The 25,973-nt window shown below is 41.7% G+C and carries 27 protein-coding genes; 9 read left to right on the forward strand and 18 right to left on the reverse strand.

The features are described from left to right. The coding region (locus tag AC1W6K_RS03745) for a helicase-related protein (RefSeq protein ID WP_481946489.1) at positions 1–755 on the forward strand (755 nt) is incomplete at its 5' end. Here AC1W6K_RS03745 and ftsA read toward each other — a convergent pair. From ftsA to AC1W6K_RS03830, 17 genes are all read right to left on the reverse strand, one after another. Next, entirely contained in the window at positions 752–2,065 is a 1,314-nt protein-coding gene (gene ftsA / locus AC1W6K_RS03750) for a cell division protein FtsA (protein ID WP_481946490.1), read from the reverse strand. The two genes, AC1W6K_RS03745 and ftsA, sit on opposite strands and share 4 nt — an antisense overlap. A 69-nt stretch (positions 2,066–2,134) precedes the next feature. Then, complete coding sequence (locus AC1W6K_RS03755) at positions 2,135–2,926, reverse strand: cell division protein FtsQ/DivIB (protein ID WP_481946491.1); 792 nt, start codon at positions 2,924–2,926, stop codon at positions 2,135–2,137. Position 2,927: 1 nt separating this feature from the next. Then, positions 2,928–4,307 (reverse strand): UDP-N-acetylmuramate--L-alanine ligase, encoded by a 1,380-nt coding sequence (gene murC, locus AC1W6K_RS03760; protein WP_481946492.1) that lies wholly within the window; start codon positions 4,305–4,307, stop codon positions 2,928–2,930. After that, positions 4,298–5,407 (reverse strand): undecaprenyldiphospho-muramoylpentapeptide beta-N-acetylglucosaminyltransferase, encoded by a 1,110-nt coding sequence (gene murG / locus AC1W6K_RS03765; RefSeq protein WP_481946493.1) that lies wholly within the window; start codon positions 5,405–5,407, stop codon positions 4,298–4,300. The genes murC and murG overlap by 10 nt, the downstream gene beginning before the upstream one ends. Next, positions 5,407–6,588, reverse strand: coding sequence for an FtsW/RodA/SpoVE family cell cycle protein (locus AC1W6K_RS03770; RefSeq protein WP_481722184.1), 1,182 nt, complete (start codon positions 6,586–6,588; stop codon positions 5,407–5,409). The genes murG and AC1W6K_RS03770 overlap by 1 nt, the downstream gene beginning before the upstream one ends. Continuing rightward, entirely contained in the window at positions 6,578–7,912 is a 1,335-nt protein-coding gene (gene murD, locus AC1W6K_RS03775; RefSeq protein WP_481946494.1) for a UDP-N-acetylmuramoyl-L-alanine--D-glutamate ligase, read from the reverse strand. The genes AC1W6K_RS03770 and murD overlap by 11 nt, the downstream gene beginning before the upstream one ends. 148 nt (positions 7,913–8,060) lie before the next feature. After that, positions 8,061–8,894 carry a translation elongation factor Ts gene (gene tsf / locus AC1W6K_RS03780; protein WP_481946495.1) on the reverse strand — a complete coding sequence of 278 codons (834 nt, stop codon included), beginning with the start codon at positions 8,892–8,894 and terminating at the stop codon, positions 8,061–8,063. A gap of 14 nt (positions 8,895–8,908) precedes the next feature. After that, positions 8,909–9,718 carry a 30S ribosomal protein S2 gene (rpsB, locus tag AC1W6K_RS03785; protein WP_395784791.1) on the reverse strand — a complete coding sequence of 270 codons (810 nt, stop codon included), beginning with the start codon at positions 9,716–9,718 and terminating at the stop codon, positions 8,909–8,911. A 78-nt stretch (positions 9,719–9,796) separates the two neighbouring features. Continuing rightward, complete coding sequence (rpsI, locus tag AC1W6K_RS03790; protein WP_481722177.1) at positions 9,797–10,186, reverse strand: 30S ribosomal protein S9; 390 nt, start codon at positions 10,184–10,186, stop codon at positions 9,797–9,799. 12 nt (positions 10,187–10,198) lie between these two features. Then, positions 10,199–10,642 (reverse strand): 50S ribosomal protein L13, encoded by a 444-nt coding sequence (rplM, locus tag AC1W6K_RS03795; RefSeq protein ID WP_395784789.1) that lies wholly within the window; start codon positions 10,640–10,642, stop codon positions 10,199–10,201. A gap of 218 nt (positions 10,643–10,860) precedes the next feature. Continuing rightward, the gene (gene accC, locus AC1W6K_RS03800; RefSeq protein ID WP_481946496.1) at positions 10,861–12,204 is read right to left on the reverse strand and encodes an acetyl-CoA carboxylase biotin carboxylase subunit; all 1,344 of its coding nucleotides are present in this window, start codon (positions 12,202–12,204) and stop codon (positions 10,861–10,863) included. 59 nt (positions 12,205–12,263) lie between these two features. Beyond that, positions 12,264–12,716 carry an acetyl-CoA carboxylase biotin carboxyl carrier protein gene (gene accB / locus AC1W6K_RS03805; protein WP_481946497.1) on the reverse strand — a complete coding sequence of 151 codons (453 nt, stop codon included), beginning with the start codon at positions 12,714–12,716 and terminating at the stop codon, positions 12,264–12,266. 50 nt (positions 12,717–12,766) lie between these two features. After that, positions 12,767–13,330: an elongation factor P gene (gene efp / locus AC1W6K_RS03810; protein ID WP_395784786.1), complete on the reverse strand. Its 564-nt coding sequence runs from the start codon at positions 13,328–13,330 to the stop codon at positions 12,767–12,769. 13 nt (positions 13,331–13,343) lie between these two features. Continuing rightward, positions 13,344–14,345, reverse strand: coding sequence for a beta-ketoacyl-ACP synthase III (locus AC1W6K_RS03815; RefSeq protein WP_481946498.1), 1,002 nt, complete (start codon positions 14,343–14,345; stop codon positions 13,344–13,346). Between the two features lie 6 nt (positions 14,346–14,351). Continuing rightward, on the reverse strand, positions 14,352–15,296 hold the full coding sequence (plsX, locus tag AC1W6K_RS03820; RefSeq protein ID WP_481946499.1) for a phosphate acyltransferase PlsX: 945 nt from the start codon (positions 15,294–15,296) through the stop codon (positions 14,352–14,354). A 124-nt stretch (positions 15,297–15,420) separates the two neighbouring features. Next, positions 15,421–15,612, reverse strand: a complete 192-nt coding sequence (gene rpmF / locus AC1W6K_RS03825; protein ID WP_315577081.1) for a 50S ribosomal protein L32 — start codon at positions 15,610–15,612, stop codon at positions 15,421–15,423. A gap of 18 nt (positions 15,613–15,630) precedes the next feature. Beyond that, the gene (locus AC1W6K_RS03830) at positions 15,631–16,173 is read right to left on the reverse strand and encodes a YceD family protein (RefSeq protein WP_481946500.1); all 543 of its coding nucleotides are present in this window, start codon (positions 16,171–16,173) and stop codon (positions 15,631–15,633) included. Between the two features lie 169 nt (positions 16,174–16,342). On the opposite strand from AC1W6K_RS03830, the gene AC1W6K_RS03835 reads away from it, so the two are divergent. After that, complete coding sequence (locus AC1W6K_RS03835; protein WP_481946501.1) at positions 16,343–16,912, forward strand: phosphatase PAP2 family protein; 570 nt, start codon at positions 16,343–16,345, stop codon at positions 16,910–16,912. Then, on the forward strand, positions 16,890–18,524 hold the full coding sequence (locus AC1W6K_RS03840) for an ArnT family glycosyltransferase (protein WP_481946502.1): 1,635 nt from the start codon (positions 16,890–16,892) through the stop codon (positions 18,522–18,524). The genes AC1W6K_RS03835 and AC1W6K_RS03840 overlap by 23 nt, the downstream gene beginning before the upstream one ends. A 2-nt stretch (positions 18,525–18,526) precedes the next feature. Here AC1W6K_RS03840 and AC1W6K_RS03845 read toward each other — a convergent pair whose 3' ends face one another. Next, a complete protein-coding gene (locus AC1W6K_RS03845) occupies positions 18,527–18,946 on the reverse strand; it encodes a nucleoside-diphosphate kinase (protein WP_481946554.1) in 420 nt (139 codons plus the stop codon). Positions 18,947–19,022: 76 nt separating this feature from the next. Here AC1W6K_RS03845 and AC1W6K_RS03850 point away from each other — a divergent pair, with 76 nt between their 5' ends. From AC1W6K_RS03850 to AC1W6K_RS03875, 6 genes are all read left to right on the forward strand, one after another. Beyond that, positions 19,023–20,051 (forward strand): DHH family phosphoesterase, encoded by a 1,029-nt coding sequence (locus tag AC1W6K_RS03850; RefSeq protein WP_481946503.1) that lies wholly within the window; start codon positions 19,023–19,025, stop codon positions 20,049–20,051. Positions 20,052–20,068: 17 nt separating this feature from the next. Next, on the forward strand, positions 20,069–20,932 hold the full coding sequence (locus AC1W6K_RS03855; RefSeq protein ID WP_481946504.1) for an FKBP-type peptidyl-prolyl cis-trans isomerase: 864 nt from the start codon (positions 20,069–20,071) through the stop codon (positions 20,930–20,932). Between the two features lie 76 nt (positions 20,933–21,008). Beyond that, entirely contained in the window at positions 21,009–21,860 is an 852-nt protein-coding gene (locus AC1W6K_RS03860) for an FKBP-type peptidyl-prolyl cis-trans isomerase (RefSeq protein ID WP_481722283.1), read from the forward strand. Between the two features lie 5 nt (positions 21,861–21,865). Next, positions 21,866–22,762 (forward strand): FKBP-type peptidyl-prolyl cis-trans isomerase, encoded by an 897-nt coding sequence (locus tag AC1W6K_RS03865; protein WP_481946505.1) that lies wholly within the window; start codon positions 21,866–21,868, stop codon positions 22,760–22,762. Positions 22,763–22,767: 5 nt separating this feature from the next. Next, positions 22,768–23,370, forward strand: a complete 603-nt coding sequence (rdgB, locus tag AC1W6K_RS03870) for an RdgB/HAM1 family non-canonical purine NTP pyrophosphatase (RefSeq protein WP_481946506.1) — start codon at positions 22,768–22,770, stop codon at positions 23,368–23,370. Positions 23,371–23,402: 32 nt separating this feature from the next. Then, positions 23,403–25,925: a DUF5686 and carboxypeptidase-like regulatory domain-containing protein gene (locus AC1W6K_RS03875; protein WP_481946507.1), complete on the forward strand. Its 2,523-nt coding sequence runs from the start codon at positions 23,403–23,405 to the stop codon at positions 25,923–25,925. Positions 25,926–25,973 lie beyond the last annotated feature (48 nt).

Raw genomic sequence — 25,973 nt, forward strand, 5'->3', positions numbered from 1 at the left:
ACCGGATGTTGGACATGGGCTTTCACGATGACCTAATGAAAATTACGGGACATTTACCCAAGGTGCGTCAAAATCTGTTGTTTTCAGCGACCATGCCGCCCAAAATGCGCGACCTCGCTCGTAAGTTGATGCAAAATCCTGTCGAAGTAAATATCGCAGTTTCAAAACCCCCAGAGGCCATTGTTCAAGAAGCCTTTGTGGTGTATGAAAATCAAAAAAGTCCTTTGGTGAAACATTTATTGAAACGCCAAGATTATACCCGTGTGATTGTTTTTTGTTCTCGCAAGCAGAATGTAAAATCGTTGACGGCCGACTTAAAGCGTGCACGGTTCTCGGTTGAGGAAATTCATTCGGATTTGGAGCAAGAAGTACGCGAGCAAGTATTGCAAGATTTTAGGAATAAGAAGACCAAGATTTTGGTGGCAACGGATATATTGAGCCGGGGTATTGATATCGATGAAATAGAATTAGTCGTGAATTATGATGTACCGAACGACGGGGAAGATTACATTCACCGGATTGGTCGAACAGCCCGCGCGCAGACAAAAGGTACTGCCTACACATTAATTACAGAAGCTGAGCAACGGAAATTCGCCGCGATTGAACGCTTATTGGAAAAAGAAGTAACCAAATCACCGGTTCCAGAAGAATTTGGCCCTGTTCCAGATTATTCCCCAGAGACAAAAAAGCCTGCTTTTTCAGGTGGAGGTTTCAACAAAGGAGGCAAGAAAAAACCGTGGCGAAAAAAGGACTAATATTCTCCGCCTTCTTCATCACTGCCAACAAGCGATTCCACTAGTCTACCAAAAATCGATTTAATTGATGGTGGTTTTTGCTTCGATGAATTCCCATTTACTGTGCTATACTCAGACTGAGAACTTGTCTCAGGCGCTGAATCATCTGAATTTTCAAGTTGGTCAAAATAAACTTGGACAAGACCTACCGACGTAGCGTAAGATGGGTCCTTGATTTCGTCTGAGGCGGTGGCATTAGGTATGCCGACACGCGTCTCAAGCTCCGTCACTTTTTGGAATAATTCATCGATATATGGTAAGGTTGCACCGCCGCCGCAAAGGACGATACCGCCACGTAATGGGGTGATATTCGTTGTTTTTTGAATTTCAGCAACAATAATTGCTGCTAATTCCTTCATGCGCTCCTCAATAATTATCGCCAAATTCCGTACTGAAACAGGCGTCGGTTTACGTCCCGCCATGCCTGGAATCATGACAACTTCATTGATCTCAATTAATTTTTGTAAGGCAGAACCGAAATTAACCTTGAGTGCTTCTGCATGTTCTAAGGTCACATCAAGAGCCACTTTAATATCTTCAGTTATGCGATCTCCACCCCAGTTTAAAACGGTGGCGTGCTTCAATCGCTTATTTTGAAAAATACTTATTTCAGTCGTTCCACTGCCGATATCCACTAATACAACCCCTTGCTGCTTTTCCTCTGCACTTAAAACGGAACTAGAACTTGCTAATGGACTAAAATATAAATTACCCCCTTTAATGTGATCAGACTCAGCAGATGCTAAGGTTTTTCGGAATAAATCGAATTTATCTTGACGTGCGGTAATCACCATAAAATCTCCTTGCAGTCGTGCGCCCACTTGGCCAATAGGATCCAAAGTTTCAGGCAAAGAACCCACGACAAAACCGATCGGTAATGTGTGTAATACACACGGATTCTTCTCCGAAATTGATTTTTTTGCCTCCTCCGTAATCTCTAAAATCTCCTTTACAGTTACCGGATCGGATGTGTTTTTACGTTGTTTCGTAATCGTATAAGGACTTACATTGATATGACTGCCAGACAAGTTGGATGAGAAATAATACTCTTTAGTCTTCCCGGGAAGTGCTACCGCGATTTGATTAATTGCCTCAGATATAGCGGCTGAAGTTTTATTGATATTGACGATTTCACCATGTAAAATAAAGCCTGTCGTAGTAGCTTTTCCTGTCGCAACAATCTCTAATAAACCTTGTGCATTTTGCTTGCCTGCTACAGCCTTTATAAATGAACTACCAATATCGAGTCCAATGATCAAATCGTTCCGCATAAAATATAATGTATTGTAGAATGAACACGCCCCCAAAAGGCGATTTAGTTTTGAAATTACCTAAAATGACTAATAATCACAAATTACCTGATTCTTATATTTTAGATGTACCCATGAGTAGGTATCCCAACCTTTATTTGGGATGATTTTCTTATAAAATAAAGCTAGCTTTTTGAATTTTGTCTCGATGTGTATCGGCAAACCGAAGTCGATATATGTTTTTCCCATGGTCGGCACCATGATAATGCCGCCATCTTCGGCAACAATAACTTGTGCGATTTGAGCTTTCCAAAATTCATCTTGATGTATGAATTCAAAAAATGGTAAAAGTGTTTTTCCGCGTTCGTCTCGTAGGTCGCGCCGACTATCCTTAAAGAATGGGCCTGAAACAACCAAAATTCGTGGGGTGAACAAATCACTCGTTGCGATTAGTCGGCCTTCTTGCGTGACATACTGATCTCGTAAATTCGAAGCGCCCGTTGTAAAACGCAAAATACGGGCAATAGGGCTATATTCCTTAACTGAAATAGTTATTTTCCCACTAAAATCATAATGCGCTTCACACGATTTTACCAGCGGGATCCGCTTGACACGTTGCTCTAAGAGATGCAACGATATCTCATTCAAGGGCTTATTTAAGAAATAGTCACTCCCCTGATTGGTAACCATCAAGTTAATATCTTGCTTGCCTAATAAGGGTTTTTCATTTTCTGAGTCTAACTTAACTACAATTCCAGTGCAGGTAACATCATTATAGCTAATCTCCTCATAGATGACAGTGGCAATCGCTAATCCCATGAGTATGACGATACTCAGGATCTTTTTTAAACGCTGTATTTTAAATTTTGTGGAGGGACTCATGCTACGAAGTTAAGGCCAATTTACAATCATTCAAAAGCAAGTCGATATCTCCTGCTCCCATCGTGATTAATAATCGAGGTTTTTCCGCTTGCATCCGCCGAATAAAGTCTTCTTTGCCAATGACACACTTTTTTTCCATTGGGATTTTACTTAAAAGCAATTCAGATGTAATTCCGGGAATTGGTAATTCGCGTGCTGGATAGATATCCAACAAAAATATTTCATCAGCAATTGCCAAGCTCTTGCCAAAATCTTCTAAAAAATCACGCGTCCTCGAAAATAGATGTGGCTGGAAAACAGCAACAATTTTTTCATCTGGATATAAGGCTTTGACTGAAGTTAGACAAGCACTAATTTCTGTAGGATGATGCGCATAATCATCAATCATTACATGCTCTTCCGTTTCCACATGGTATTCAAAGCGACGCTTCACACCTTTAAAGGACGCAATTCCTGCTTTTATATCTGCCGGACCCACGCCGTGATGCATGGCTAAGGCACTTGCTGCCAACGTATTTTCTATGTTATGAAAGCCAGGAATGCGCATTGGAATATCCGTTATTTGACCACCTAGGTAAAGCATGTCAAACACCATGCGGTGGTTTTCAATGCGAATATTTGTTGCTTGATAATCCCCTTGATTAATGCCAAAGGTGTAATCTTTTTCATCAGAAACGAGTGTCAAACCTGATTTTTGGATAAAGAATCCACCCGGTTTGATTTGGTCGACAAATAATTGGAACGATTCTAGTACCTGTTCAGCCCCACCGTAAATGTCTAAATGATCTGCATCCGTCGATGTTACGACCGCAGCCGTAGGATGCAATGTCAAAAATGAGCGATCATATTCGTCCGCTTCTACCACGCAAACCATGTTTTCACGTCCTTGATTTGGAATGAAATTTGTTCCATAATTTTGGGTAATGCCACCTAGAAATGCCGTTACATTTTGCTTTGCATGAACCAATAAGTGGGTCAATAACGATGACGTAGTAGTTTTTCCATGCGTACCTGCGACAGCAAGCGTTGGCATTTGTTCCGTGATCCAACCCAAAATTTGGGAACGTTTCCATAAGGGGATGTTGGCGGCCAACAAATAATTCTTTTCAATGTGGTTGGCTGGGATTGCCGGAGTATAAATAAATAAACATGAATCAGGTTCAGTTAGGCAGATTACGGGAATCAGGTCTACAGAATCTTCATAGTGAATGACCATTCCTTCGCTTGATAGCGTGCGCGTTAGCGGGCTTTCGGTTTTATCATATCCAGCAACCGGATATCCATTGTGCAAGAACCAGCGGGCGATGGCCGACATCCCGATACCTCCGATGCCTAGAAAGTAGACTTGTTTTAAGTCGGCCATGGAAACGTTTATGCGCATGCGTTCATTTCGTTTAAGATGGCTTGGGCGATTTCTGTGGCTGCGTATGGTTTACCCATGGCTAAGCTTTGTAGTCCCAGTTCCGTTAATACTTCTGTATTTTTCAATGTCTTTAATACGGTAGGAACCAAATCAGCTTGTGCGTCTTTATCTACGACTAAACGTGCTGCTCCATTGGTAACCAGACTTTTTGCATTTTCAGTTTGATGATCTTCGGAGGCATTTGGGAAAGGAACCAAAATACTTGGTTTGCCTGCCAAACAAATTTCGGAAACACTGAGTGCTCCTGCGCGAGAAACAACTAGGTCTGCCGTTGCATACGCTAAATCCATCTCATAAATAAATGCCGAAACATAGCTTTTGAGTCCTTTAGTAGCCCCGGAGGTCTTTTTTGCCTCATTTTCGAAGGACACCCCTGTTTGCCAAATTAGTTGGACATCTGCTTCCGCAACCTCAGCTAATCCTTGCTGGATGGCCAGATTGATACTTCGTGCGCCTTGACTTCCGCCGATGACCAGGATCGTTTTTTTCTTCGGATCTAGTCCAAAAAACGAAGTGCCTTTTTCTTTTTTCCCAGCCAGGTCGATAAGGTCTTTGCGGACTGGATTTCCGGAGAGTGTCATTTTATCTTTTCCGAAGAATTTTTCCATACCGGGGTAGGCGACAAAAATATGTTTGGCTTTGCTGCTTAGTGCTTTATTGGTGATGCCTGCGAACGAATTTTGTTCTTGAATGTAAAAGGGAATTCCTTTGATCCAAGCGGCAATTAACATGGGTCCAGAGGCATAACCGCCCACACCGATGGCCACATCCGGTTTGAATTCGGCAATAATTTGAAATGCTTTGAGCAAGCTTTGAATCAGCTTAAAGGGAAACAATAGGTTTTTAGCCATGTGCTGGCGGTTGATGCCAACGATCGGTAAACCTTGAATATTGAAACCTGCTTTGGGAACTTTTTCCATTTCCATTTTGCCTTCGGCACCCACGAATAGAAAATCGAGGGAGGGGTCTTGGTCTTTAAGTGCCGTTGCGATGGCGATTGCAGGATATATATGTCCACCGGTTCCGCCTCCAGAAATGATGATTCGTTTGATGCCCACTAAATAACGGATTTAAGGTCTTTTGTTTCCATTTCCTTGTCGCGGCTGATGGATAAAATTAAGCCAATACTAATGGCTGTAAATAAAAGTGACGTGCCTCCCGCAGAAATCATGGGCATCGGTTGGCCCGTTACCGGTCCAGCACCCACGGCCACAAGCATATTAATGAAGGCTTGAATCACAATGGAAAATGTCAAACCCGCTGATAGTAGACCACCTAGGGGTTTACCGCTATAGCGAATAACGGAGGAGCCTCGCCACATAAACCACAAAAATAGGAGTGGAATGGCCAAGCCCATAATGAGCCCATATTCCTCTAAAATAATGGCGTAAACGAAATCCGATTCTGCTTGTGATAAGATGAATCTGTATTGACTATTTCCGGGGCCTTTAGGAATAAGCGCGCCCGTTGCGATGGCGTACCAGCTTCGTTTTAGTTGGTAGTTTTCATCTTTATCCTCTAGGTTTTTAAGGCCATTTGAGTTAGATAATGTCCTTTGTGCATACGTTGCCAAACGTGCTTTTACGGTGGCAGCGCGCTGTCCGATACCGAGTGTAACAACGGAGCCTGCGATAAATCCGACGATGCCCATGATAAGGAATATGGATTTAAAGGGTACGCGGCCAAAGATCATAAGAACAATACTGGTTAAGAAAATTAGGATTGCCGTAGAGAAATTGGATAGCATAACCAAAAAGCAAGTGATACCTATTTGGATTAAAATAACGGTGATTACGCCGATGTTATAGGAACTTTGATCAGCCTGTCGGGTTGAAAATATCTTAGCTAAACTCATGGTTAAGCAAAGTTTAGCCATGTCTGAGGGCATAAAACTGATAAATCCGAGGTCGATCCATCGGCTCGCCCCACCTTTGTTTTCGCCGAAAAAGAAGGCAATTAGGATAAGAATCCAAGAGAAAATCAGGAAGATATTACTGTACTTAGCGACTTTCAAATAGTTTTGGCGCGATATCCAGGACATTAAGGCAAAGGAACCAGCTAATAAAAATATTGATTTCCCAATGTTTAAAATGGGGACCATAGGGCCGCCCATGAACATTTTTCCTTTGGCAGAAAATTGAATGAGTAGTCCAAAAATATTGAGCAAAAAAACGATGAACCAAATTTGGTAGTCGCCTGCTAAGCGGGTTTTGATAAAATTGGTTATTCTAGCTTCCATGAGTTAATCGGTTAACGGTCGCCTTAAATTGATCCCCGCGGTCTTCGTAATTTTTAAATAAATCAAAACTAGCGCATGCAGGAGAAAGGAGTACGATATCGCCTGATTCGCCCCATTGCATACTCGTTGACACGGCAGTTTCCAATGAATCTGTCGACATGATCTGAGGTACTCGGTCGCCAAAATGTGCCATTAATTTAGCATTATCTGTCCCAAGGCAAATCATACCTTTCACTTTTGACTTGACTAAATCGTTTAGGACGTCATATTCGTTGCCTTTATCTACGCCACCAATGATCAAAATTAATTTCTTTTTAAATGAATTTAGCGCATAGAATACAGCGTCCACATTGGTTGCTTTCGAGTCATTGATGAATTGAATTCCATGCCAATTGCCGCAAGGTTCTAATCTATGTGGTGCATTTTGAAACGATCCTAGATTTGCTTGAATATCCGACCAAGCTACGCCAGCTTCGGTAGCTGCTAAAACTGCAGCGGCCATGTTGATGGCATTATGTGGTCCTTGAATCGGGGCAGTGGCTCGTACAATCTTGCCAAACGCAAACTGAATCGCATCATCCGTGATATTTGCTGCGCCAGACGATTTATCAAAATGAATGACCCGCTGGTGCGCTACTGCTGCAGGAATTAATTCCTTGTATTGTTGGATCACTTCGTCGTCTCCCCAATAGATACACGCGGTTTGCGTGTTCGCATTTTGGAAGATTCGAAATTTGGAGTGAATGTAATTTTCGAATTTATAGTCGTAGCGATCGAGGTGATCAGGCGTGATGTTGATGAGTACAGCCACATCCGGTTTGAAATCAAAGCAGCGATCTAGTTGAAAGCTGGATATTTCGAGTACATAATAGTCGAAGGAATCTTCCATTACTTGTTTGGCAAAACTTTGACCAATATTACCTGCTAATCCTACGTTGAATCCGGCCTCTTTGAGCAAGTGGTAGGTGAGTAGGGTTGTGGTTGTTTTGCCGTTGCTTCCGGTGATGGCGATCAATTTTGCTTTTGTGTAACGCGCGGCGAATTCAATTTCAGAAACGAGTGGTATTCCTTGTTTTTTGATTGTTTGTACGAGTTCGCTTTTTTCGGTTATTCCCGGGCTGATGATAATTTCGTCCGCTTTTAAAATTTCGGATACGGTATGCTTTTCGGATTCGAAAGGAATGGCTTGACTGCGTAATTGATCTTGGTAATGTTCTTTTAGTTTTCCTTGGTCGGAAAGAAAAACGCTAAAGCCTTTTGATTGGGCTAGTAATGCCGCGCCAACGCCACTTTCTCCTCCTCCCAAAATGACTATATGGCTCATGCGCGCTGATTTTGACTAAACGTAATTTGGTCACAATTTAGAAAATGTATGTCATTTTTTCAAACGAGATTTGCGGCATCTGATTGATTTTTTACACAAAAAAAAGACCAGCATTTCGGCTGGTCTTTTGATTTTATTGTTGGCTGAATTATACCAAAGCGATACGTTTGAATGACGCGATCGTAAGACCTTTTTGCGTTGATTCTACATATTGACGGATCGTAATAGATGAATCTTTTACGAACTGTTGGTTCAATAAAGTTTGTTCTTTATAGAACTTCTCTAATTTACCTACAGCGATTTTCTCCAACATAGCCTCTGGCTTTCCTTCTTGACGTGCTTGATCTTTTCCAATCTCGATTTCGCGTTCGATTGTTTCAGCATCAACGCCGTCTTTGTCCAAAGCAACTGGCTTCATAGCCGTGATTTGCATCGCGATATCTTTACCTACTTCTTGAACATCGGCACCTTGAACATTTTCGAATGCTACTAAAACACCGATTTTATTGTTGGAGTGAATGTAAGAAACTACTTTTTCAGCTGAGATATTTTCGTAAGCTGCTAACGTGATTTTTTCACCAATTTTACCAGTTAGGTCGATGATGTGTCCTTCTATAGAACGGCCATCAGCTAAAGGCTCAGCTAATAAATCATGTGCAGATGGAGCGTGAGATTTCACAGCAGCATCTAAGATATTTTTAGCTAAATCGTTGAAAGCATCTACTTTTGAAACTGGCTCAGTCTCACATGCAAGGGCGATTAATTTACCGTTTGAATGGTCAGCGTTCATCGCGATTAAAACAACACCTTCATTCGTTTGATTGTCGGCACGTTTCGCGGCTACTTTTTGACCTGCTTTGCGAAGGATATCTACGGCTGTTTCGAAGTCGCCATTGGCTTCTATCAAAGCTTTCTTGCAATCCATCATTCCGGCGCCAGTCATTTGGCGTAATTTATTAACGTCTGCGGCTGTAATTGACATAATTGGAATATTAGTTATTCTTGTTCTGCTTCTTTTTCATATTTGGCAGCTACCTTAGCTGCTTCTTGTGCATCTGCGTCTAATAAACGTTTTGCTTCTTCCTCTTCTGCGATGCGCGCGTCGTCTTTATCTTGCTTACGCTCAGATAAACCTTCTTCAATCGCTTGGCTGATGGATTTTACGATCACTGCGATCGATTTGTACGCATCATCATTCGCTGGGATTGGGTAGTCAACTAATTCAGGATTAGAGTTTGTATCACACATAGCGAAAACTGGGATACCCAATTTCTTTGCTTCCGATACAGCGATGTGCTCACGCTTCACGTCAATCACGAACAATGCCGCTGGTAGACGTGTCAATTCGGTGATACCACCTAACACACGCTTCAATTTTTCCTCTTCACGCGTCATCATTAAACGCTCGCGTTTCGCAAGAGTTTTCACGATAACTTCGTCTTTTAACATCTTGTCGATGCTTGACATTTTCTTGATTGACTTACGTACAGTCGCGAAGTTTGTCAACATACCACCTAACCAACGGTCAGTTACGTATGGCATCTTTAATTTATCTGCCTCTGTTGTTACGATTTCTTGCGCTTGTTTCTTCGTCGCAACGAACATGATCTTACGACCAGAACGTACGATAGCACGCATTGCTGCAGATGCTTCTTCAAGGCTAGAAATAGTTTTGTTAAGATCAATGATGTGGATACCATTTTTCTCCATAAAGATGTATGGAGCCATTTTTGGATCCCACTTACGTGTCAAGTGACCGAAGTGAACGCCTGCGTCAAGCAAGTCGTTGTAGCTTAATTGTGCCATTTTGGTTGTTTAAGAATGTGAAAAATAAAAATGTGGAAAAGGCATCGGCAACAGACAAGCCTTTCCCACGAACTCTTTTTAACGCTTAGAGAATTGGAATCTCTTACGAGCTTTCGCACGTCCTGGTTTCTTACGCTCAACCATACGAGGGTCACGCGTTAAGAATCCTTCTTTTTTCAAAGGAGAACGTAATTCAGCATCTTGCGTTTGAAGTGCACGTGAAATCGCCATACGAAGCGCTTCAGCCTGACCTTTGATACCACCGCCATCAATTTTGGCTGTAATGTCAAAAGAACCGACCGTGTTCGTTAATGCGAACGGTTGGTTTACCACAATCTGAAGAATCTCAGAAGGGAAGTAATCCGTTAATGTCCGGCCATTAATTTTCATTTGGCCTTTACCTGGTGTCATCGAAATACGCGCTACTGCCGTCTTTCTTCTACCGATTTTACTTGTTATTTCTGCCATTTTAAATGTCCGTTAAAACTTGATTTCTTTAGGTTGCTGTGCTGCATGTGGATGCGCTGATCCTGCGTACACAAATAAGTTATTGAACAAAGAACGTCCTAAACGATTCTTAGGTAACATACCTTTTACAGCTGCTTCAACAACGCCTCTTGGGTTTTTAACTAAAACCTCGCGTGGTGTTGCAAAACGCTGACCACCTGGATACCCCGTGTGACGGATGTAAACCTTGTCAGTCATTTTCTTACCTGTCAAACGAATTTTCTCTGCATTGATGACAATTACTTGATCACCACAATCTACGTGAGGCGTATACGAAGCCTTGTGCTTACCACGAATGATTTTCGCGATTTCTGAGCAAAGACGTCCTAAAATTTGGTTTTCTGCATCTACTACCACCCAGTCCTTTTGAACCGTGGCTTTATTGGCAGAGATCGTTTTGTAACTTAAAGTATCCACTAGTATTAATGTTTAACTGTTGAATCATTTCCACCAAGACCACGGAATTTGCCTTAAGGATTTGATTATGACCTATTTTATCTTTCAAACGGGCATTCAATCGAAAAATGGGAGTGCAAATTTAGAAATTCAAGAACTAATATCCAAGCCTGATTCCAAATTATTTGTGAATAAAAAAAGGAGACCGAGGCCTCCTTCTTCAAAAGTGCTTTTAAACACTAGATACCACTCATATCGAAGGTATCCATGAATGCCGTCGTGAACTTACCTGATTTAAAACCAGGGTCATCCATCAGCTTAATGTGGAATGGAATTGTTGTTTTTACTCCTTCAATTACAAATTCTTGTAAAGCACGCTTCATACGAAGCAACACTTCTTCCCGACTTTGACCACTCACGATCACTTTCGCAATCATGGAGTCGTAGTTGGGTGGAATAGTGTAGCCTGAATATACGTGCGAGTCTATACGTACCCCATGACCACCAGGAAGATGTAAATTTGTGATTTTACCTGGAGAAGGGCGGAATCCATTGGCTGGATCTTCTGCATTAATCCGGCACTCTAACGCATATAATTTCGGGAAGTAATTTTGTCCTGAAATCGGAATCCCAGCAGCTACTTTAATTTGCTCCTTTATCAAATCGAAATCGGTTACTTCTTCCGTAATTGGGTGCTCCACTTGGATACGGGTATTCATTTCCATGAAGTAGAAATCACCGTGTTTATCCACTAAAAATTCGATGGTACCTGCGCCTTCGTAGCCAATTGCGCTTGCGCCTGCGATGGCCGCATTTCCCATTTTAGTACGTAATTCATCTGTTAAAGCAGGAGAAGGTGTTTCTTCACATAATTTTTGGTGACGACGCTGGATGGAACAATCACGCTCGGAGAGGTGACATACTTTTCCAAATTTATCACCTACCACCTGGATTTCGATGTGACGTGGCTCTTCCACGAATTTCTCCATGTACATACCGTCGTTACCAAATGCCGCTGCTGCTTCCATTTTGGCATCGTCCCATAATTTACGAAATTCAGATTCTTCGCGAATAATACGCATTCCACGTCCACCACCACCGGCTGTGGCCTTAATGATGACTGGGTAAACAATTGTTTTCGCTAGTTCAATGGCTTCTTCAACGGTGTCCAATAAGCCATCTGAACCAGGAATGACTGGTACACCCGCTTTCTTCATCGTATTCTTTGCCGTGGCTTTGTCGCCCATTTGGTTGATCATTTCCGCGGAAGCGCCAATAAACTTGATGCTATGCTCGGAACAAATGCGCGAAAATTCTGCATTTTCAGATAGGAAACCATAGCCTGGGTGAATAGCATCTGCGCCAGTCACTTCAGCCGCAGAAATTAAGGCTGGAATGCTGAGGTACGAATCACGACTTGGAGGAGGTCCGATACACACGGCCTCGTCGGCAAAACGAACATGTAAACTTTCACGGTCAGCAGTTGAAAAAACAGCAACTGTCTTGATGCCCATTTCTTTGCAGGTACGAATGATGCGTAACGCGATCTCACCTCGATTTGCAATGAGTATTTTTTTAAACATATAATTTGATTTGTCTGTGTGCATACTTAATCCAAACGGGGTATGCGGCAGGCTCATAATTAAGCTTTTTCTACTACGAATAATGGTTGGTCAAACTCCACTGGGCTTGCATTTTCCACTAAAATTTGCACGATTTTTCCAGAAATCTCTGAATCAATTTCGTTGAATAACTTCATTGCTTCAATCATGCACAAGGTTTTTCCGGGTGCGATTTCTGTGCCAACTTCCACAAAATTACCTTTATCTGGACCAGCTGCACGATAGAATGTGCCTATCATTGGGGATTTGACTGTAAAAAGGTTGTCGGCAACCGGCGCCGCCACTGGAGCAACTGGTGCCGCCGCCGCCGGTGCTGCAGCTACTGGAGCTGGAGTAGCAGCAACTGTTACTACTGGAGCAACCGCGCTATTTTTTTTCACTGAAACTTTTAAACCCTCAGTTTCAATGCTCACTTCCGCTAAGGGAGATTTTGCGATGTAATCTAACAATCGTTGTATTTCTTTCGTATCCATTTCGGTTTATTAATAGGTGACCGTTTTTACTTTGACAAATGTATATAAAATTATTTGACGCGCTCCGCGTATGAATAAGTTCTTGTATCTACTTTGATTAATTCATCTTGCTCAATAAAGATAGGAACCGTAATTGTTGCCCCTGTCTCCACTGTAGCTGGTTTTTTAGGCGAGTTCGCCGTATCTCCGCGTACGCCTGGTTCCGTATACGTAACTTTCAATTCAACAAATGGAGGCAATTCGCAAGAAAGTGCGGAATCATTTTCCGTATTAATCAAAATCTCAACTTCTTGACCCTCTTTCATCAAATCGGCCATGACGCATAGATTTTCATTTAGGAGGATTTGCTCAAAAGACTCTTGGTCCATAAAGTTATAGCCGTATTCGTCTTTGTAAATAAATTGGAATTTTCTGCGCTCAACGCGCACCGGATAGATAGCCACACCTGAGTTAAAGGTGTTATCTAATACTTTTCCAGAGCTCAATGAGCGTAATTTAGTCCGAACAAATGCCGGACCTTTTCCTGGTTTTACATGAAGAAATTCAATGATCGAAAACAAATCGTCATTGTACTTGATCACCATGCCATTTTTAATATCTGCTGTAGTTGCCATTGTGTTTTGTTGATTATTTTGGATCGTATGCCCACGTTATGTAAGCGGAACCCCACGTAAAGCCGCCACCAAAGGCCGCCAAAATTAATTTATCTCCTTTTTTTAATTGACTTTCATAATCCCATAAACATAATGGAATCGTCGCCGCGGTCGTATTGCCATATTTTTGGATATTCAACATAACCTTCTCCTCACCGATGCCCATCCGACTCGCCGTGGCATCAATGATCCGTTTGTTGGCCTGATGTGGCACCAAAAACCGAATGTCATCGCCCACTAAGTCATTGCGCTCCATTATCTCCGCGGAAACATTCGCCATGCGGGTCACCGCAAATTTATAAACAGCTTGTCCTTCCTGACGGATGTAATGTAGTTTTTGCTCAACAGTCTCATGCGTTGGAGGGTAAGCGCTACCGCCACCTTTTTGCATTAAACTTTCACAGCCTTCACCATCAGATTTCAAGATGAAATCTTGAACGCCTAAACCTTCTGTATTGGGCTCCAATAGCACTGCGGCTGCACCATCACCAAAAAGAATACACGTGGTGCGGTCAGTGTAATCAACGATGGCCGACATTTTATCTGCGCCAACGACAATGACCTTTTTGTAACGGCCAGCTTCGATGAATGCAGAGCCAACAGCTAGTGCATTTAAGAATCCAGAACATGCTGCTGCTAAATCGAAAGATGCTGTTTCGTTGATGCCTACCGACTTACAAATCAGATTGGATGCCGACGGAAATAAGTAGTCCGGAGTTACCGTTGCGCAAATCAATAAATCAATTTGCTCAGGAGTTGAATTCGTTTTCCGAAGTAATTCTTCTACCGCTTTGGCTCCCATGACAGAAGTCCCTTGTCCTTCACCTTTTAAGATGCGACGCTCTTTAATTCCTGTGCGGGAGGTAATCCACTCGTCATTTGTATCTACTAACTTTTCTAACTCTTCATTCGTTAGCACATAATCAGGGACGTATCCGGCTACGCCCGTTATGGCTGCGCTTATTTTATTTGACATATCGTATTAGTTGTTTTCGACGGCTGCCTTAATTTTTTGGCAAACATTCGATTTTACTATGTTTTGGCATAATTTAATCATGTTCATAATGGCCTTTGGACTTGAAGCCCCATGGGCAATAATAACATTTCCATTGATGCCAATAATAGGGCTTCCTCCGTAATTCTCGTAATTAGTACGATCCACAAATTCGTTCATCATGCCCTCTTCTTTCATGATGTTGTAAATGGATTCACCCATTTTAAGGACAATATTACCGGTAAAACCATCCGTGACAATCACATCTGCTTTCCCGCGGAAAATATCTTTCCCCTCTAAATTACCAACAAAATTTAATTTTTCGTTTGCCTTCAGTAAAGCATAGGTCGCTTGCGTCAACGTGGAACCTTTTTGCTCTTCCTCGCCTATATTCAATAATCCGACGCGTGGACTTTCAATTCCGCGTGTGGCCGCTGCGTAAGCTGAACCTAATACCGCCCACTGAGCGAGCATTTCAGGTTTGCAGTCGGCATTCGCCCCAATATCCAACATCACCGAATGTGTGCCATCCGTCTGTGGGATAAATCCGGCAATAGCAGGACGCTGAATTCCTTCGATTGTTTTGACAGAGAATAAGGAGCCTACCATCATGGCACCCGTATTTCCTGCCGATGCGAAAATATCGGCTTTGCCCTCCTTTAAAAGCGCAAACCCAATTCCGATGCTGGAATTGGGCTTTTGTGCTAATGCTCGGGTGGGATGTTCTCCCATTTCAATAACTTGATCCGCGTGAATAATACGAATCTGACCGCCCGCATATCCGCGTTCAGCCAATAATGTATTTAGTATATCCGTTGGGCCAACCGCAAGAATAACTGCTTCCGGGGCTAAATTTGAAATCGCTAAAAGAATCCCATCAACTATTGTTTCGGGGGCATAATCCCCGCCCATTACGTCGATTGCTATGTTCATTTACTAGGTGTTTAAATACTAAATCTAAGGACAAAAATAGTATTAATTTTAGTCAATAAATAGTATTTTAACGGGACTTTTTGGCAAAACTCAAAAAAAACTGATTTTTTTGATCCAAGCAAAATTAACGTGCAGAATATCCTTCTACAATCATTTTACCTTTGTAATATAAATTTCCCTCATGCACGTGTGCACGGTGATACAGGTGAGTTTCGCCTGTTTGTGGGTCTACGCCTAAATGCTTAGGAGTTCCGAAATCATGCGCTCTTCTCGTATCACGACGCGTAGTAGAGATTTTTCGTTTAGGATGTGCCATCGTATTTGTTAATTAATTTTATTTTAAATCTTTTAATTTTTGAAGTGCAGCCCAGCGTGGGTCCGTTGCTTCCTCTGCCGACTTCGTTTGATTTGCATCCGCACGATCTGTCGTGTAAATAAATTCATCTCTTTCAGTATCCGTTCCTTCTACTAAAAAACGCGGATGCAATTTCTTCATAGGAACCTCTAACGCAATAAAATCAAATATATCTTGCGATAAGTTTAATTTGGGTTCTTTGCGGTCCAACAAAAATAAATTGTCCCCCATGTCCTCATTGTGGTCTGAATACTTAAAAATAAGTTTCTCATTCACCGCAAGTGCATAATCAAAGAGCTCCAGCGATCGGTCACAAGTCAATTCTATTGAACCCGTAATCTGTAACTGAACTTGAATCATTGAGGCCGACTTCGTTAAGTCAACCGTCACATTAAATGTGCCTTTCTCTACCCAATCCTGCTCAAAAGCTGCAAAAAATGTATCATTCCCGCTAAAAGTGTATTGATACGCTTTATCTTCTAATGAAATTATGGGTATCTGGTACGCTTCTAATACTTTCATGACACGGCTTGTGCTAAAAAAAGGAATGCAAAATTAGGTAAATTTTCGGAAACAGCAAGTAAGACGCTTACCTTTTTCATAAAATCTTACGACCTTTGAACAGATGACCCAGTCGAAAAAATCTTTATGGACGTTTAGTGTAGCCTTTATGGCTTTTGAATGTCTATGTATGGTAGTTTTAATATCATCTACGCGGCTTGATCAAATGACATGGGTGAATTCGCATCATGCACTTTGGGCGGATTATATGTTTCGTTTCTTTACGTCACTCGCTGAGGTTTTCTTGCCGATAGCCCTAGCCATCTATTTTTACAATCGAAAACGAGTTTTTTTTGTCCCTTTTTTGACTTCATATGCCGTCTCTACGCTTATTATTCAAGGAATTAAGCATCTGATTTTCCCGAATGCCTTGCGGCCAATTGCCTATTTTGCTAACCTACATTTATCCTGGTATCTAGTTCCAGGGGTGGACGTTCACACGCAAAATAGCTTTCCCTCGGGACATACTTCCGCAGCTTGGTTTATGTTTTTTTGGTTTGCTTTATTGGGCAAATCGCGTCTTTGGGGACTATTTATGGCACTTGCGGCCATAGGAGTCGCTTATTCACGGATTTACCTGATGCAGCATTTTCCGATTGATGTCACATTCGGTGCGGGGATTGGTTTTTTAAGTTCTGCACTTGTGTATTATTTTATGCTGTATAAACCAAATGAGAATGATGTCAAACATAATGCGTAAACCCTATTTAATGTGGTCGATTATTGGGGCAATCGTGTTTATTCCTTTCTTAGGGGCGTCGCATTTATTTGATTGGGACGAAATTAATTTTGCGGAATCAGCGCGTGAGATGTTGGTCAGCGGTGATTACCTCAGCGTACAAATTAACTTTCAGCCGTTTTGGGAAAAGCCACCCTTGTTCATGTGGCTTCAAGTGTTGAGTTTTCAGTTTTTTGGCACATTTACGGAATCGGCATGGACGTCCATGGAATTTGCTGCTCGCTTTCCAAATGCAATAATTGGCATCGCAACCTTATTAGTCGTTTATCGAATCGGGTCGAAGCATGTGTCCGAACGCATGGGCCACCTCTGGGCATTTTCCTACATGGCAGCCATCACGCCACACGTTTATGCAAGTTCGGGTATCATTGATCCGCTATTTAATCTTTTTATTTTTTCGGGCGTTTATTTGATAAGTCGGTTTTACGCGAATCCCAATTCCTTTCAACCTGCTTTCTGGGCCGGTATATGCATCGGATTAGGTATGTTGACCAAAGGCCCCGTGGCACTTTTACTGTGGGTGTTGACGATTTTTGTTTTTGCTTTGATTCATCGGGCTGAGGTTTTTGCCAATTTCAAACGATTGTTTTCCGGGGTAATATTGGCCGCAATACTGGCAATTGCCCTTTTTGTCACGTGGTACGCCTTGATTGTTTGGCATTTCGGATGGGGAATTTTGCTTGACTTTTTTGCTTATCAAATACGCTTGTTGACGACAGGTGATGCCGGTCATGGCCAACCGTTTTATTATCATTTTTTTGTTTTACTCTTGGGTTGTTTTCCCATTTCGATTTGGGCGGGTCCGCGGTTATTTTCGCGAAATCAACCAGCTAGTTTAAGTCAATGGATGCAAGTTTTGTTTTGGGTTGTGTTGATTTTGTTCAGCCTAGTCAAGACTAAAATTGTGCATTACTCGAGTATGTGCTGGTTGCCATTAACTTATTTCTCTGCGCTCGTTTTGCATGATTGGTCCACGGGAGATTGGACATGGAAGCGTGGGTATACGATTTTTCTAACTTGCGTTGGGGTAATTTTAGCCTTGGTTTTAACGCTTGTCCCTTGGATTGGGATGCATGCAGGCGCTTACAGCGTGTATATCAAAGATGTTTTTGTGCAGGGTAATTTACAAGCTCCCGTTTATTGGGAGGGCTGGGAAGTTGTAATTGGCATGGTTTTGGGGCTTGTGGTGTTAGTTACGGTTTGGCAAAAAAAAATACAATTTAAACATATCATGCGTTTGATGGGAGCTGGAGTTAGTATAATTATGGCTTACATGGCCATAGTCGTTCCCAAAATTGAGGGATATACGCAGGCAACACCGCTAGATTTTTACATTTCGCATGTAGGTCAAAAGGTCTACATCGAGCCAGTTGGCTTCAAATCTTTCGCGCACCTACTGTATTTTCAAAAGCAGGCGTATAGTCCGTCGGGTGAGGAGTTAATGAAACAATCCTCGACAGATCGTCCCACCTATTTGGTGATGAAGACGAATGCCGAGGATCGCTACAAGTACCATCCCAACTTGATTTTGATCAAGGAAGAGAATGGTTTTTTATTCTACAAGCACAAATAGGCTTATTTAAGTTCATTGGGCGTAAAGAAGAAAGCTCCTTCGATTGCTGCATTTGCGTCCGAATCAGATCCATGAATCGCGTTTGATCCTATTGAGCGGGCAAATTGCTTACGAATTGTGCCTTCTGCCGCTTTGGCTGGGTCTGTTGCTCCGATTAGTATTCGAAACTCTTCTATGGCATTTTCTTTTTCCAAGACCATGGGAATGATTGGATTGGAAGACATGTGCTCACAAAGCTCACCGTAAAATGGGCGCTCTTGATGAATTGCATAAAATTTTCCTGCTTCTTCCATGCTCAGGTGCACTTTTTTCATCGCGACGATTCTAAATCCCGCGGCTTCAATTTGTTCAATGATAGGTCCCGTAAATCCATCTACAATGGCATCGGGTTTAATCATGGTAAAAGTTCTGTTTGTTGGCATCTCGTTTTTATTACTTTTCAACAAATTTATCTTTAACTTTGCGAACGCCCAAATCATAAGCACTTTATCCAACTTTATGTCATCAATTTCTGCACTACGTGCTGCCTTAGTTCCGGGCCAACAAGTTATTATTACGACGCATTTTAATCCTGATTCTGATGCCATTGGTTCTACATTAGCCTGGCAGAAGTATTTGATTAAGAAGGGTTTAGATGCAATTGTTGTTGTTCCTTCCGGGTTATCGGCAAATCTATTGTGGATGCCTGGCGCTGCTGATATACTTGATTTTGAAAATATTTTACACAAGGTTCAAATTGACGGATTGATACAGTCGGCGGATTGGATTTTTTGCCTTGATTTCTCGGGCATGCAGCGTTTGCATGGCTTGGCGAAATGGGTCGAAGCGGCTCGTTGCCAGAAGGTAGTTATTGACCATCACTTGGATCCGGAGGATTTTGCCGATTATTATTATCATCGGACAGTTGCGGCGTCTACCTGTGAGTTGATTTTTGATTTGATTCAAGAATGGGGCGACGAAGCCTTAATTGATACGGATATGGGGTCATGCTTATATTCGGGAATTATGACGGATACGGGATCATTCCGACATCCAAATACGACAGCACATGCGCACGAAGTTGTTGCAGCGTTGATTAAAATAGGAGTGAATACAAACGCGGTTCATCGCAAGGTATTTGATTCGGCGAGTTTGCAACGTTTGCGCTTTATGGGTCATGTGCTGGCAAACCGCTTGGAATATTTACCTGATTATCATTTAGCCTTTATGTGGATTACGGAGGAAGATCAAAAACTATTTCATTCGCAACCTGGTGACACGGAAGGCATTGTGAATTATGGCTTACAGTTGGCCGGAGCAATTTGGTCTATTTGTATGATTCAGCGTCCAGATGGTGTAAAGCTATCTTTTCGGTCGATTGAGCCTTTTGCAGTGAACCAATTTGCCGCTACTTATTTTGAGGGTGGTGGACATAAAAATGCGTCTGGCGGACGATTTTCTTCTGGCGGTTTGACAGAAGCGAAGGAAAAATTGCTAGAAGTGTTACCTTTGTACCTTTCTGAAATTAATCGAGTTAAAAATTTATAAAAATAAACAACGAAATCATGCGTAAAATCTTAGGAGTCCTATTTTCTGCTACTGTTTTAATGACAGCTTGTACCAAGGATAAAGTAGAAGTAATTGAAGGAGTAAAAATTCAAATCCACAGTCATGACAACAATGCTAAAAAGTTGAAAGATGGGGACATCATTACGTTTGATTTGGTGATCAAAAATGGCGCTGATTCTGTTTTGCAGGATACGCGTAAGGATGGCCAACCAGGAAAAGGGATGGTTCAGGCACCGCAAGCTGCTCCAGGAGCATTTAAGGGTACATTTGAAAATGGACTTCGTTTATTGTCTATTGGGGATTCGGCCACAATTTTGGTTCCGATCGATAGCTTGGCGAAAACAGTACAAGCTCCATTGCCTCCATTCTTGAAGCCGGGGACTGATTTAAAGTATACGGTAAAGATTTTGAAAGTTCAATCAAAAGCTGAATTTGAAAAAGAAATGGCTGGCCAAGCAGAGAAAGCGAAAGCAGATGCTGCTAAACTACTTGCCCAACAACCTGCTATGATTGATGCATACGTGGCTAAATCAGGTAAGAAATTTACAAAAACGGCTTCAGGATTGCTTGCAAGTATTGAAAAGCCAGGTCAAGGTGCATCGCCTAAAATGGGAGAATCATGGATGGTTAACTACCGTGGCACATTTTTAGATGGAAAAGAATTTGATAAGGGTTCAAATACAGAAATGCCTTTAGGTCAGATGATCCCAGGTTTTAACGAAGCGTTAACTTTATTAAAGGCAGGCGGAAAAGGAGTTTTTGTTATTCCTTCTCAAATGGCCTACGGTGATCAAGGTCGTGGTCCAATCCCAGCTAATTCAGTTTTAGTTTTTGAGGTTGAAGTATTGAGCAAAAAATAAATTGTTGAGGGGGAGATTTGTTCCCCCTTAATTTTGATTGATACGAAAGAAATGTTTTTTTCGTTTAGAAAAGATTATGATAGGTAGTATTCAAAAAGGGTTTTGGGCAATTCTTGCCGTTTGGACGATGAGTTCGTGTTTGTCCAATGTGGAATTAGCAGATGAAGTAAAGGCCAAAGAAAATCAGGCCCAAATTCTAGCTTTTTTTGCGAAACAAAATCAGTCTCCTATTGCGATTGAAAATGGCGCTTATTACGCGCTGACTAAAACAAATTCCACAGGCGAACTAGCCTCCAAGGCAGATACGCTTCAAATGCACTATGAACTTTCAAATTTGCTAACAGGTCAGATTATTGAAAGTCCAAAGGATCCTTTGGTGTATCAATTTGGGTATTTGAATCCCATTTTTGGGCGTTTGATGTCCTATCTAAAGGATGGAGAAGAGGCTGTTATGGGCTTACCGGGCACATCACAATCTTTTGATGGGCTTCCTGCATTTACGCCTGTGAAGGTGGTTATAAAGAATTATTCTGTTCGCAGTCAAAATGATCGTATTGAAGAATATATTGCGGCAAAGAAATATACAGTTAAGGAAAGAACGGCTGATGGCTTACGCTACATTAGTTTGACTCCTGGAACAGGTGACGTTCCTGCGTCCGGGAAAGTAGTTAAATTGAAGTATACAGGCCGTTTATTAAATGGAATTGCATTTGATGGAAATATGGCGCGTACAGATAGCTTCTCTGTGACGATAGGTAGTTCGCAGACGGTTAAAGGCTTTTCAGCAGGTGTTGCCAAGATGCGTCTTGGCGAGCGAGCTGTTCTCGTTTTCCCGTCTTCTCTTGGATATGGTGAAAAAGGATCGAGTACGACCATTCCTGGCTTTACACCCTTAGTTTTTGAAATTTACGTTGCCAAAATTCAATAAAGTAGATGAAATATATTTTTGGTTTAGTATGTATCTGTTCCGTTTTATTTAGTAGCTGTACGCTCGAAACGCCAGAAGACCCTTCGAATAAGAATGAGGTTGAGATTCAAGAATACATCAAGCTCAAGAATTTAACCTTGAAAAAGAGTCCTGAAGGGTTGCACTATCAAACCCCTACTCTAAGAGTTGATGTAAAACCTAAAATTGTAGGCGAGCTAGTTACTTTTCATTACAAAATGAGCTTGTTGGATGGTAAAATAATCGATTCCACTTCCCGAACTAAAAACATTAATCGATCACTTGTTTGGGGTGTCAATACATCTCAATCGCTATTTAGTTTGCCTTTAAGTTTGCTCAATGAAGGGGAAAGTGGTTTGTTTGTAATCCCGTCAGCTTTGGCTTTTGGGAGTTCCCAATTGGGTGATGTACCTGCTTTTTCGGTCATTGTTTTGGAGTTAACAATTGATGCTATTCGAGATGAGGCGGCTCAAATTGCCTTGATTGAAAAAACATACGGTATTGAAAATCCGGAAAGATTGAGTAACGGTCTAGTTTTTAAGAAATTAGTAGCGAATCCAACAGGTGCTGCTGTATCAGCTGATGCGCCTGTTTTAGTAAATTACACGGGTCGTTTGTCTTACAGTTATGTTCATTCAGATGTATCAGGTGCATTTGTTTACAATCCTATTTTTGGGTCGGGGACGTTAGGAACCCCAACGGTCCCTTTTGTCTTGAGTCAAAATAATTTGATTCCTGGATTTACAGAGGCATTGAAAAAGATGCGTGCTGGGGAGAAAGCAGCCGTTATAATTCCATATTCATTGGGTTATGGTACAGCAGGGAACTCGGCGATACCGGGCTATTCTCCTTTGTATTTTGAAATTTCGGTTATTGCGCCCTAGGGATAATGAAACCAATTATTTATTTAGCGACACAAAACAGGCATAAAATAGATGAAATCAAGGATCTCTTAGGAGATCTTTTTGATTTTCGGACGGTTTTTGATTTAGGCTTAGCTTTTGAGATTCCGGAGACGGGAAAAACCTTAACTGAAAACTCGAGGCAAAAAGCACAATATATTGCGCAAAATTTTGGAGGAATTACGTGTTTGGCGGATGATTCAGGATTGGAAGTGGAGGCCTTAAGAGGAGCTCCAGGTGTTTATTCTGCACGCTATGCAGGTGAGCACAAAAGTGATTCGGCGAATATGGCGAAGTTGATGCATGCATTAACTGGCTCGGTTAATCGTCAGGCACGGTTTGTGACAATTTTGACATTGCATCATCAGGGTAAATTTTATGTATTTGAAGGCGAGATACAAGGACATATTGAAGCGGAACAACGGGGATCTAATGGATTTGGATATGATCCTATTTTTGTTCCAGAAGGTCTAACGAAAACCTTCGCAGAGTTGAGTTTGGCCGAAAAAAATCAAATAGCACATCGTGCTCGTGCCCTTCAGAAATTCAAAAAATTTGTTTTGGATGACCAGATTTTTGAGGGACATTGATCAAATTGAAATTTAGTAAATATAACTACAGGATGATTTTGTGTCGCAATAGCCGTTGGCTAGTGTTTATTTTTCTACTCCTCGCTTCCCATGTAAAGGCTCAATTTGTCTATAAGGGATTAGTAACGGATGCAGATTCGGGAGATCCAATTCCCTTTGCGTCTGTAGGAATCAAGGGGGTGAATAGCGGAGGTAAAACTAATTTTCAAGGGGTTTATTCCTTTCAATCTAACGTAGCTGCTGATTCTTTGTTTGTTTCGATGGTGGGGTATACCCGACGGGTCAAATCAGTTTCTAAATCTCCCGGCATAAATGAAGTAGATTTTCAAGTAAATCCCAGTTCATCCAATTTATCAGAGGTTAAAGTGTATTCGGGAGAGAATCCTGCTTTTCGTATTTTACGAGCGGTTCAGGCACAGAAATTCCGCAATGATCGGGTCCAACTCTCGGCCTATGAATATGATTCATACGCGAAAATGGAGTTGGATGTGGATAATATTTCCGAAAAGTTCAAAGGGAAAAAAGTGATGCAAGCTATTGCTTCGTCAATTAAAAAATTTGAGCAGCAGGCCGGAGAAGATGGTAAGTTGGTGATTCCCACCTACATCACGGAAACTGTCAGTAAATTTTATTACCTCGAATCGCCTCGTCGCCGCAGAGAGCATATTTTAAAAACAAACATCAAAGGAGTGGGCATGGGCGATGGGGGACTTATTTCCCAACTTGTTGGCGGAAATTTGGTGACGAATTATAATTTTTATCAAAACTTCATCAGCTTTTTTGGTAAGGATTTTGCTAGCCCGATTGGGGAACAATGGAGGCAAACGTATCAGTATTTTTTGCTAGACACGGTACAAGTAGAAGGAAGGGTATGTTATCAAATTGAATTTGAACCCAAAAACGCCGCAGATTTAACGTACACTGGTCAAATGTGGATTGATACAACGCACTTTGCTTTAACGCAAATTGACGCCACCGTGGGGAAAGCGGCCAACCTTAATTTTATTGAAAAAGTAAAGATTTCGCAAGAGCTTGAGCAAACATCTGATGGCGTATGGTTGCCAGCGCGGACACGTTTCTTGATTGATCTTGAGGAAATTTCGAAGGGCTCTGCCGGGATGTTGTTGAAGATGTATATCTCCAATAAAGATTTTGTGATCAATAAGCCGCATCCGTTAAATTTTTATGATCGAACATCCGAGGTGGCGGAGGATGCGCGGGATGCGAATCCAACATACTGGAAAAATGCGCGTCATGAGTCGCTAAGCCGACAAGACTTAGTTGCTTTTTCGATGATTGATTCGGTGAAGTCGGTGCCCGCCGTGCGAACCTACGTGGAGATTGCTGATGTCGTACTGGGTGGTTATCGTAAGTTCAATGATATGGATGTGGGGCCCTACATTTCAGGTTTGGCAATGAATCAAGTTGAGGGGGCTCGGGTGCGCTTGGGTTTTCGGACAAATGCGCTATTTGATTCAAGTTGGATTTTTAGAGGGCACGCCAGTTTTGGTACCAAGGATTTGATTCCCAAATATTCAGGGGAGGTGAATTATTTATTCTCCAAAAGTAAATGGACGGTGGCTGGAATCAAGCATAGTTATGAATTAGAGCGTGTTGGATTAACCCCAGATCTGATTGGAGACAATAAATTATTTTATGCATTTACGCGTTGGGGTTCATTTTCGGGGGCATTTTTTAGGAGAGACTCGGAAGCATTTTTTTCCACTGAATTTATTCGGGGTTTTCGGTTAACTGGCTCCATGAACATGCGTTCCTTTGATCCCTTATTCCGTTTTCAATACCGACTCCAACCCGAGTTAGGAATGGAATCGCCCGTGCAGGATCATTATAATTATACATTTTTTACACTAGAGGCACGTTTTGCTAAAAATGAAACCTTTATTTTAAATGGGAATGAGAAAGTCACGCTGGCTACCCGCCGCATCCCGGTGCTTACATTTCGGTATCAGCAAGGCTTTAGGGGCTTATTAGGTGGCGATTTCAACTATCAGCGATTTACAATTAAAGCATACCAAACGTTTAGATTCGGGAAATACGGTCGATCAGATTACACGCTATTGGCCGGATACACCCCTTCCAATCTTCCTGCGCCGCTCTTATTTCCACATTTGGGGAATGAGACATTTATGTTTGTTCGGAGTGCATTTTCCACCATGAACTATTTTGAATTTGTCAGTGACCGCTTCGCTTCGTTGCAATACAATCACAACTTTGAAGGTTTATTTTTCAATCGGATACCCCTCATTAAAAAATTAAAATGGAGGTTTATTGCGAGCGCAAACGTGCTTTATGGTAGCCAACGAACGTCAAATCGAGAGCTCATGAAAGAGGTTAATCGGCCTATGGACTCGCGCTACCTGGATCGCTACGATTTTGATTCCTTGGATCCTAAAAAAGCTTTTGTTGAAGTGGGTTACGGAATCGATAATATTTTCAAACTTTTTAGATTGCAAGCATTCCATCGGTTGAGTTACTTGGATCATGGTAATCCAGATCTATTTCGTTTGATGGGGTCGATAAATTTTCACTTTTAGTATATTATAAAGACCAAAATTTAAACTTTTCAAGAACTTTTTTCAACT

It is taken from the genome of Aquirufa sp. (assembly GCF_964796385.1).

Bases quoted from the DNA above. Each gene is read 5' to 3' on its own strand.
- ftsA (WP_481946490.1), bottom strand. From the start codon at position 2,065: ATGCGGAACGATTTGATCATTGGACTCGATATTGGTAGTTCATTTATA.
- AC1W6K_RS03755 (WP_481946491.1), bottom strand. From the start codon at position 2,926: ATGAGTCCCTCCACAAAATTTAAAATACAGCGTTTAAAAAAGATCCTG.
- murC (WP_481946492.1), bottom strand. From the start codon at position 4,307: ATGCGCATAAACGTTTCCATGGCCGACTTAAAACAAGTCTACTTTCTA.
- AC1W6K_RS03770 (WP_481722184.1), bottom strand. From the start codon at position 6,588: ATGGAAGCTAGAATAACCAATTTTATCAAAACCCGCTTAGCAGGCGAC.
- murD (WP_481946494.1), bottom strand. From the start codon at position 7,912: ATGAGCCATATAGTCATTTTGGGAGGAGGAGAAAGTGGCGTTGGCGCG.
- tsf (WP_481946495.1), bottom strand. From the start codon at position 8,894: ATGTCAATTACAGCCGCAGACGTTAATAAATTACGCCAAATGACTGGC.
- rpsB (WP_395784791.1), bottom strand. From the start codon at position 9,718: ATGGCACAATTAAGCTACAACGACTTGCTTGACGCAGGCGTTCACTTC.
- rpsI (WP_481722177.1), bottom strand. From the start codon at position 10,186: ATGGCAGAAATAACAAGTAAAATCGGTAGAAGAAAGACGGCAGTAGCG.
- accC (WP_481946496.1), bottom strand. From the start codon at position 12,204: ATGTTTAAAAAAATACTCATTGCAAATCGAGGTGAGATCGCGTTACGC.
- accB (WP_481946497.1), bottom strand. From the start codon at position 12,716: ATGGATACGAAAGAAATACAACGATTGTTAGATTACATCGCAAAATCT.
- efp (WP_395784786.1), bottom strand. From the start codon at position 13,330: ATGGCAACTACAGCAGATATTAAAAATGGCATGGTGATCAAGTACAAT.
- AC1W6K_RS03815 (WP_481946498.1), bottom strand. From the start codon at position 14,345: ATGTCAAATAAAATAAGCGCAGCCATAACGGGCGTAGCCGGATACGTC.
- plsX (WP_481946499.1), bottom strand. From the start codon at position 15,296: ATGAACATAGCAATCGACGTAATGGGCGGGGATTATGCCCCCGAAACA.
- rpmF (WP_315577081.1), bottom strand. From the start codon at position 15,612: ATGGCACATCCTAAACGAAAAATCTCTACTACGCGTCGTGATACGAGA.
- AC1W6K_RS03830 (WP_481946500.1), bottom strand. From the start codon at position 16,173: ATGAAAGTATTAGAAGCGTACCAGATACCCATAATTTCATTAGAAGAT.
- AC1W6K_RS03835 (WP_481946501.1), top strand. From the start codon at position 16,343: ATGGTAGTTTTAATATCATCTACGCGGCTTGATCAAATGACATGGGTG.
- AC1W6K_RS03840 (WP_481946502.1), top strand. From the start codon at position 16,890: ATGATGTCAAACATAATGCGTAAACCCTATTTAATGTGGTCGATTATT.
- AC1W6K_RS03845 (WP_481946554.1), bottom strand. From the start codon at position 18,946: ATGCCAACAAACAGAACTTTTACCATGATTAAACCCGATGCCATTGTA.
- AC1W6K_RS03850 (WP_481946503.1), top strand. From the start codon at position 19,023: ATGTCATCAATTTCTGCACTACGTGCTGCCTTAGTTCCGGGCCAACAA.
- AC1W6K_RS03855 (WP_481946504.1), top strand. From the start codon at position 20,069: ATGCGTAAAATCTTAGGAGTCCTATTTTCTGCTACTGTTTTAATGACA.
- AC1W6K_RS03860 (WP_481722283.1), top strand. From the start codon at position 21,009: ATGATAGGTAGTATTCAAAAAGGGTTTTGGGCAATTCTTGCCGTTTGG.
- AC1W6K_RS03865 (WP_481946505.1), top strand. From the start codon at position 21,866: ATGAAATATATTTTTGGTTTAGTATGTATCTGTTCCGTTTTATTTAGT.
- rdgB (WP_481946506.1), top strand. From the start codon at position 22,768: ATGAAACCAATTATTTATTTAGCGACACAAAACAGGCATAAAATAGAT.
- AC1W6K_RS03875 (WP_481946507.1), top strand. From the start codon at position 23,403: ATGATTTTGTGTCGCAATAGCCGTTGGCTAGTGTTTATTTTTCTACTC.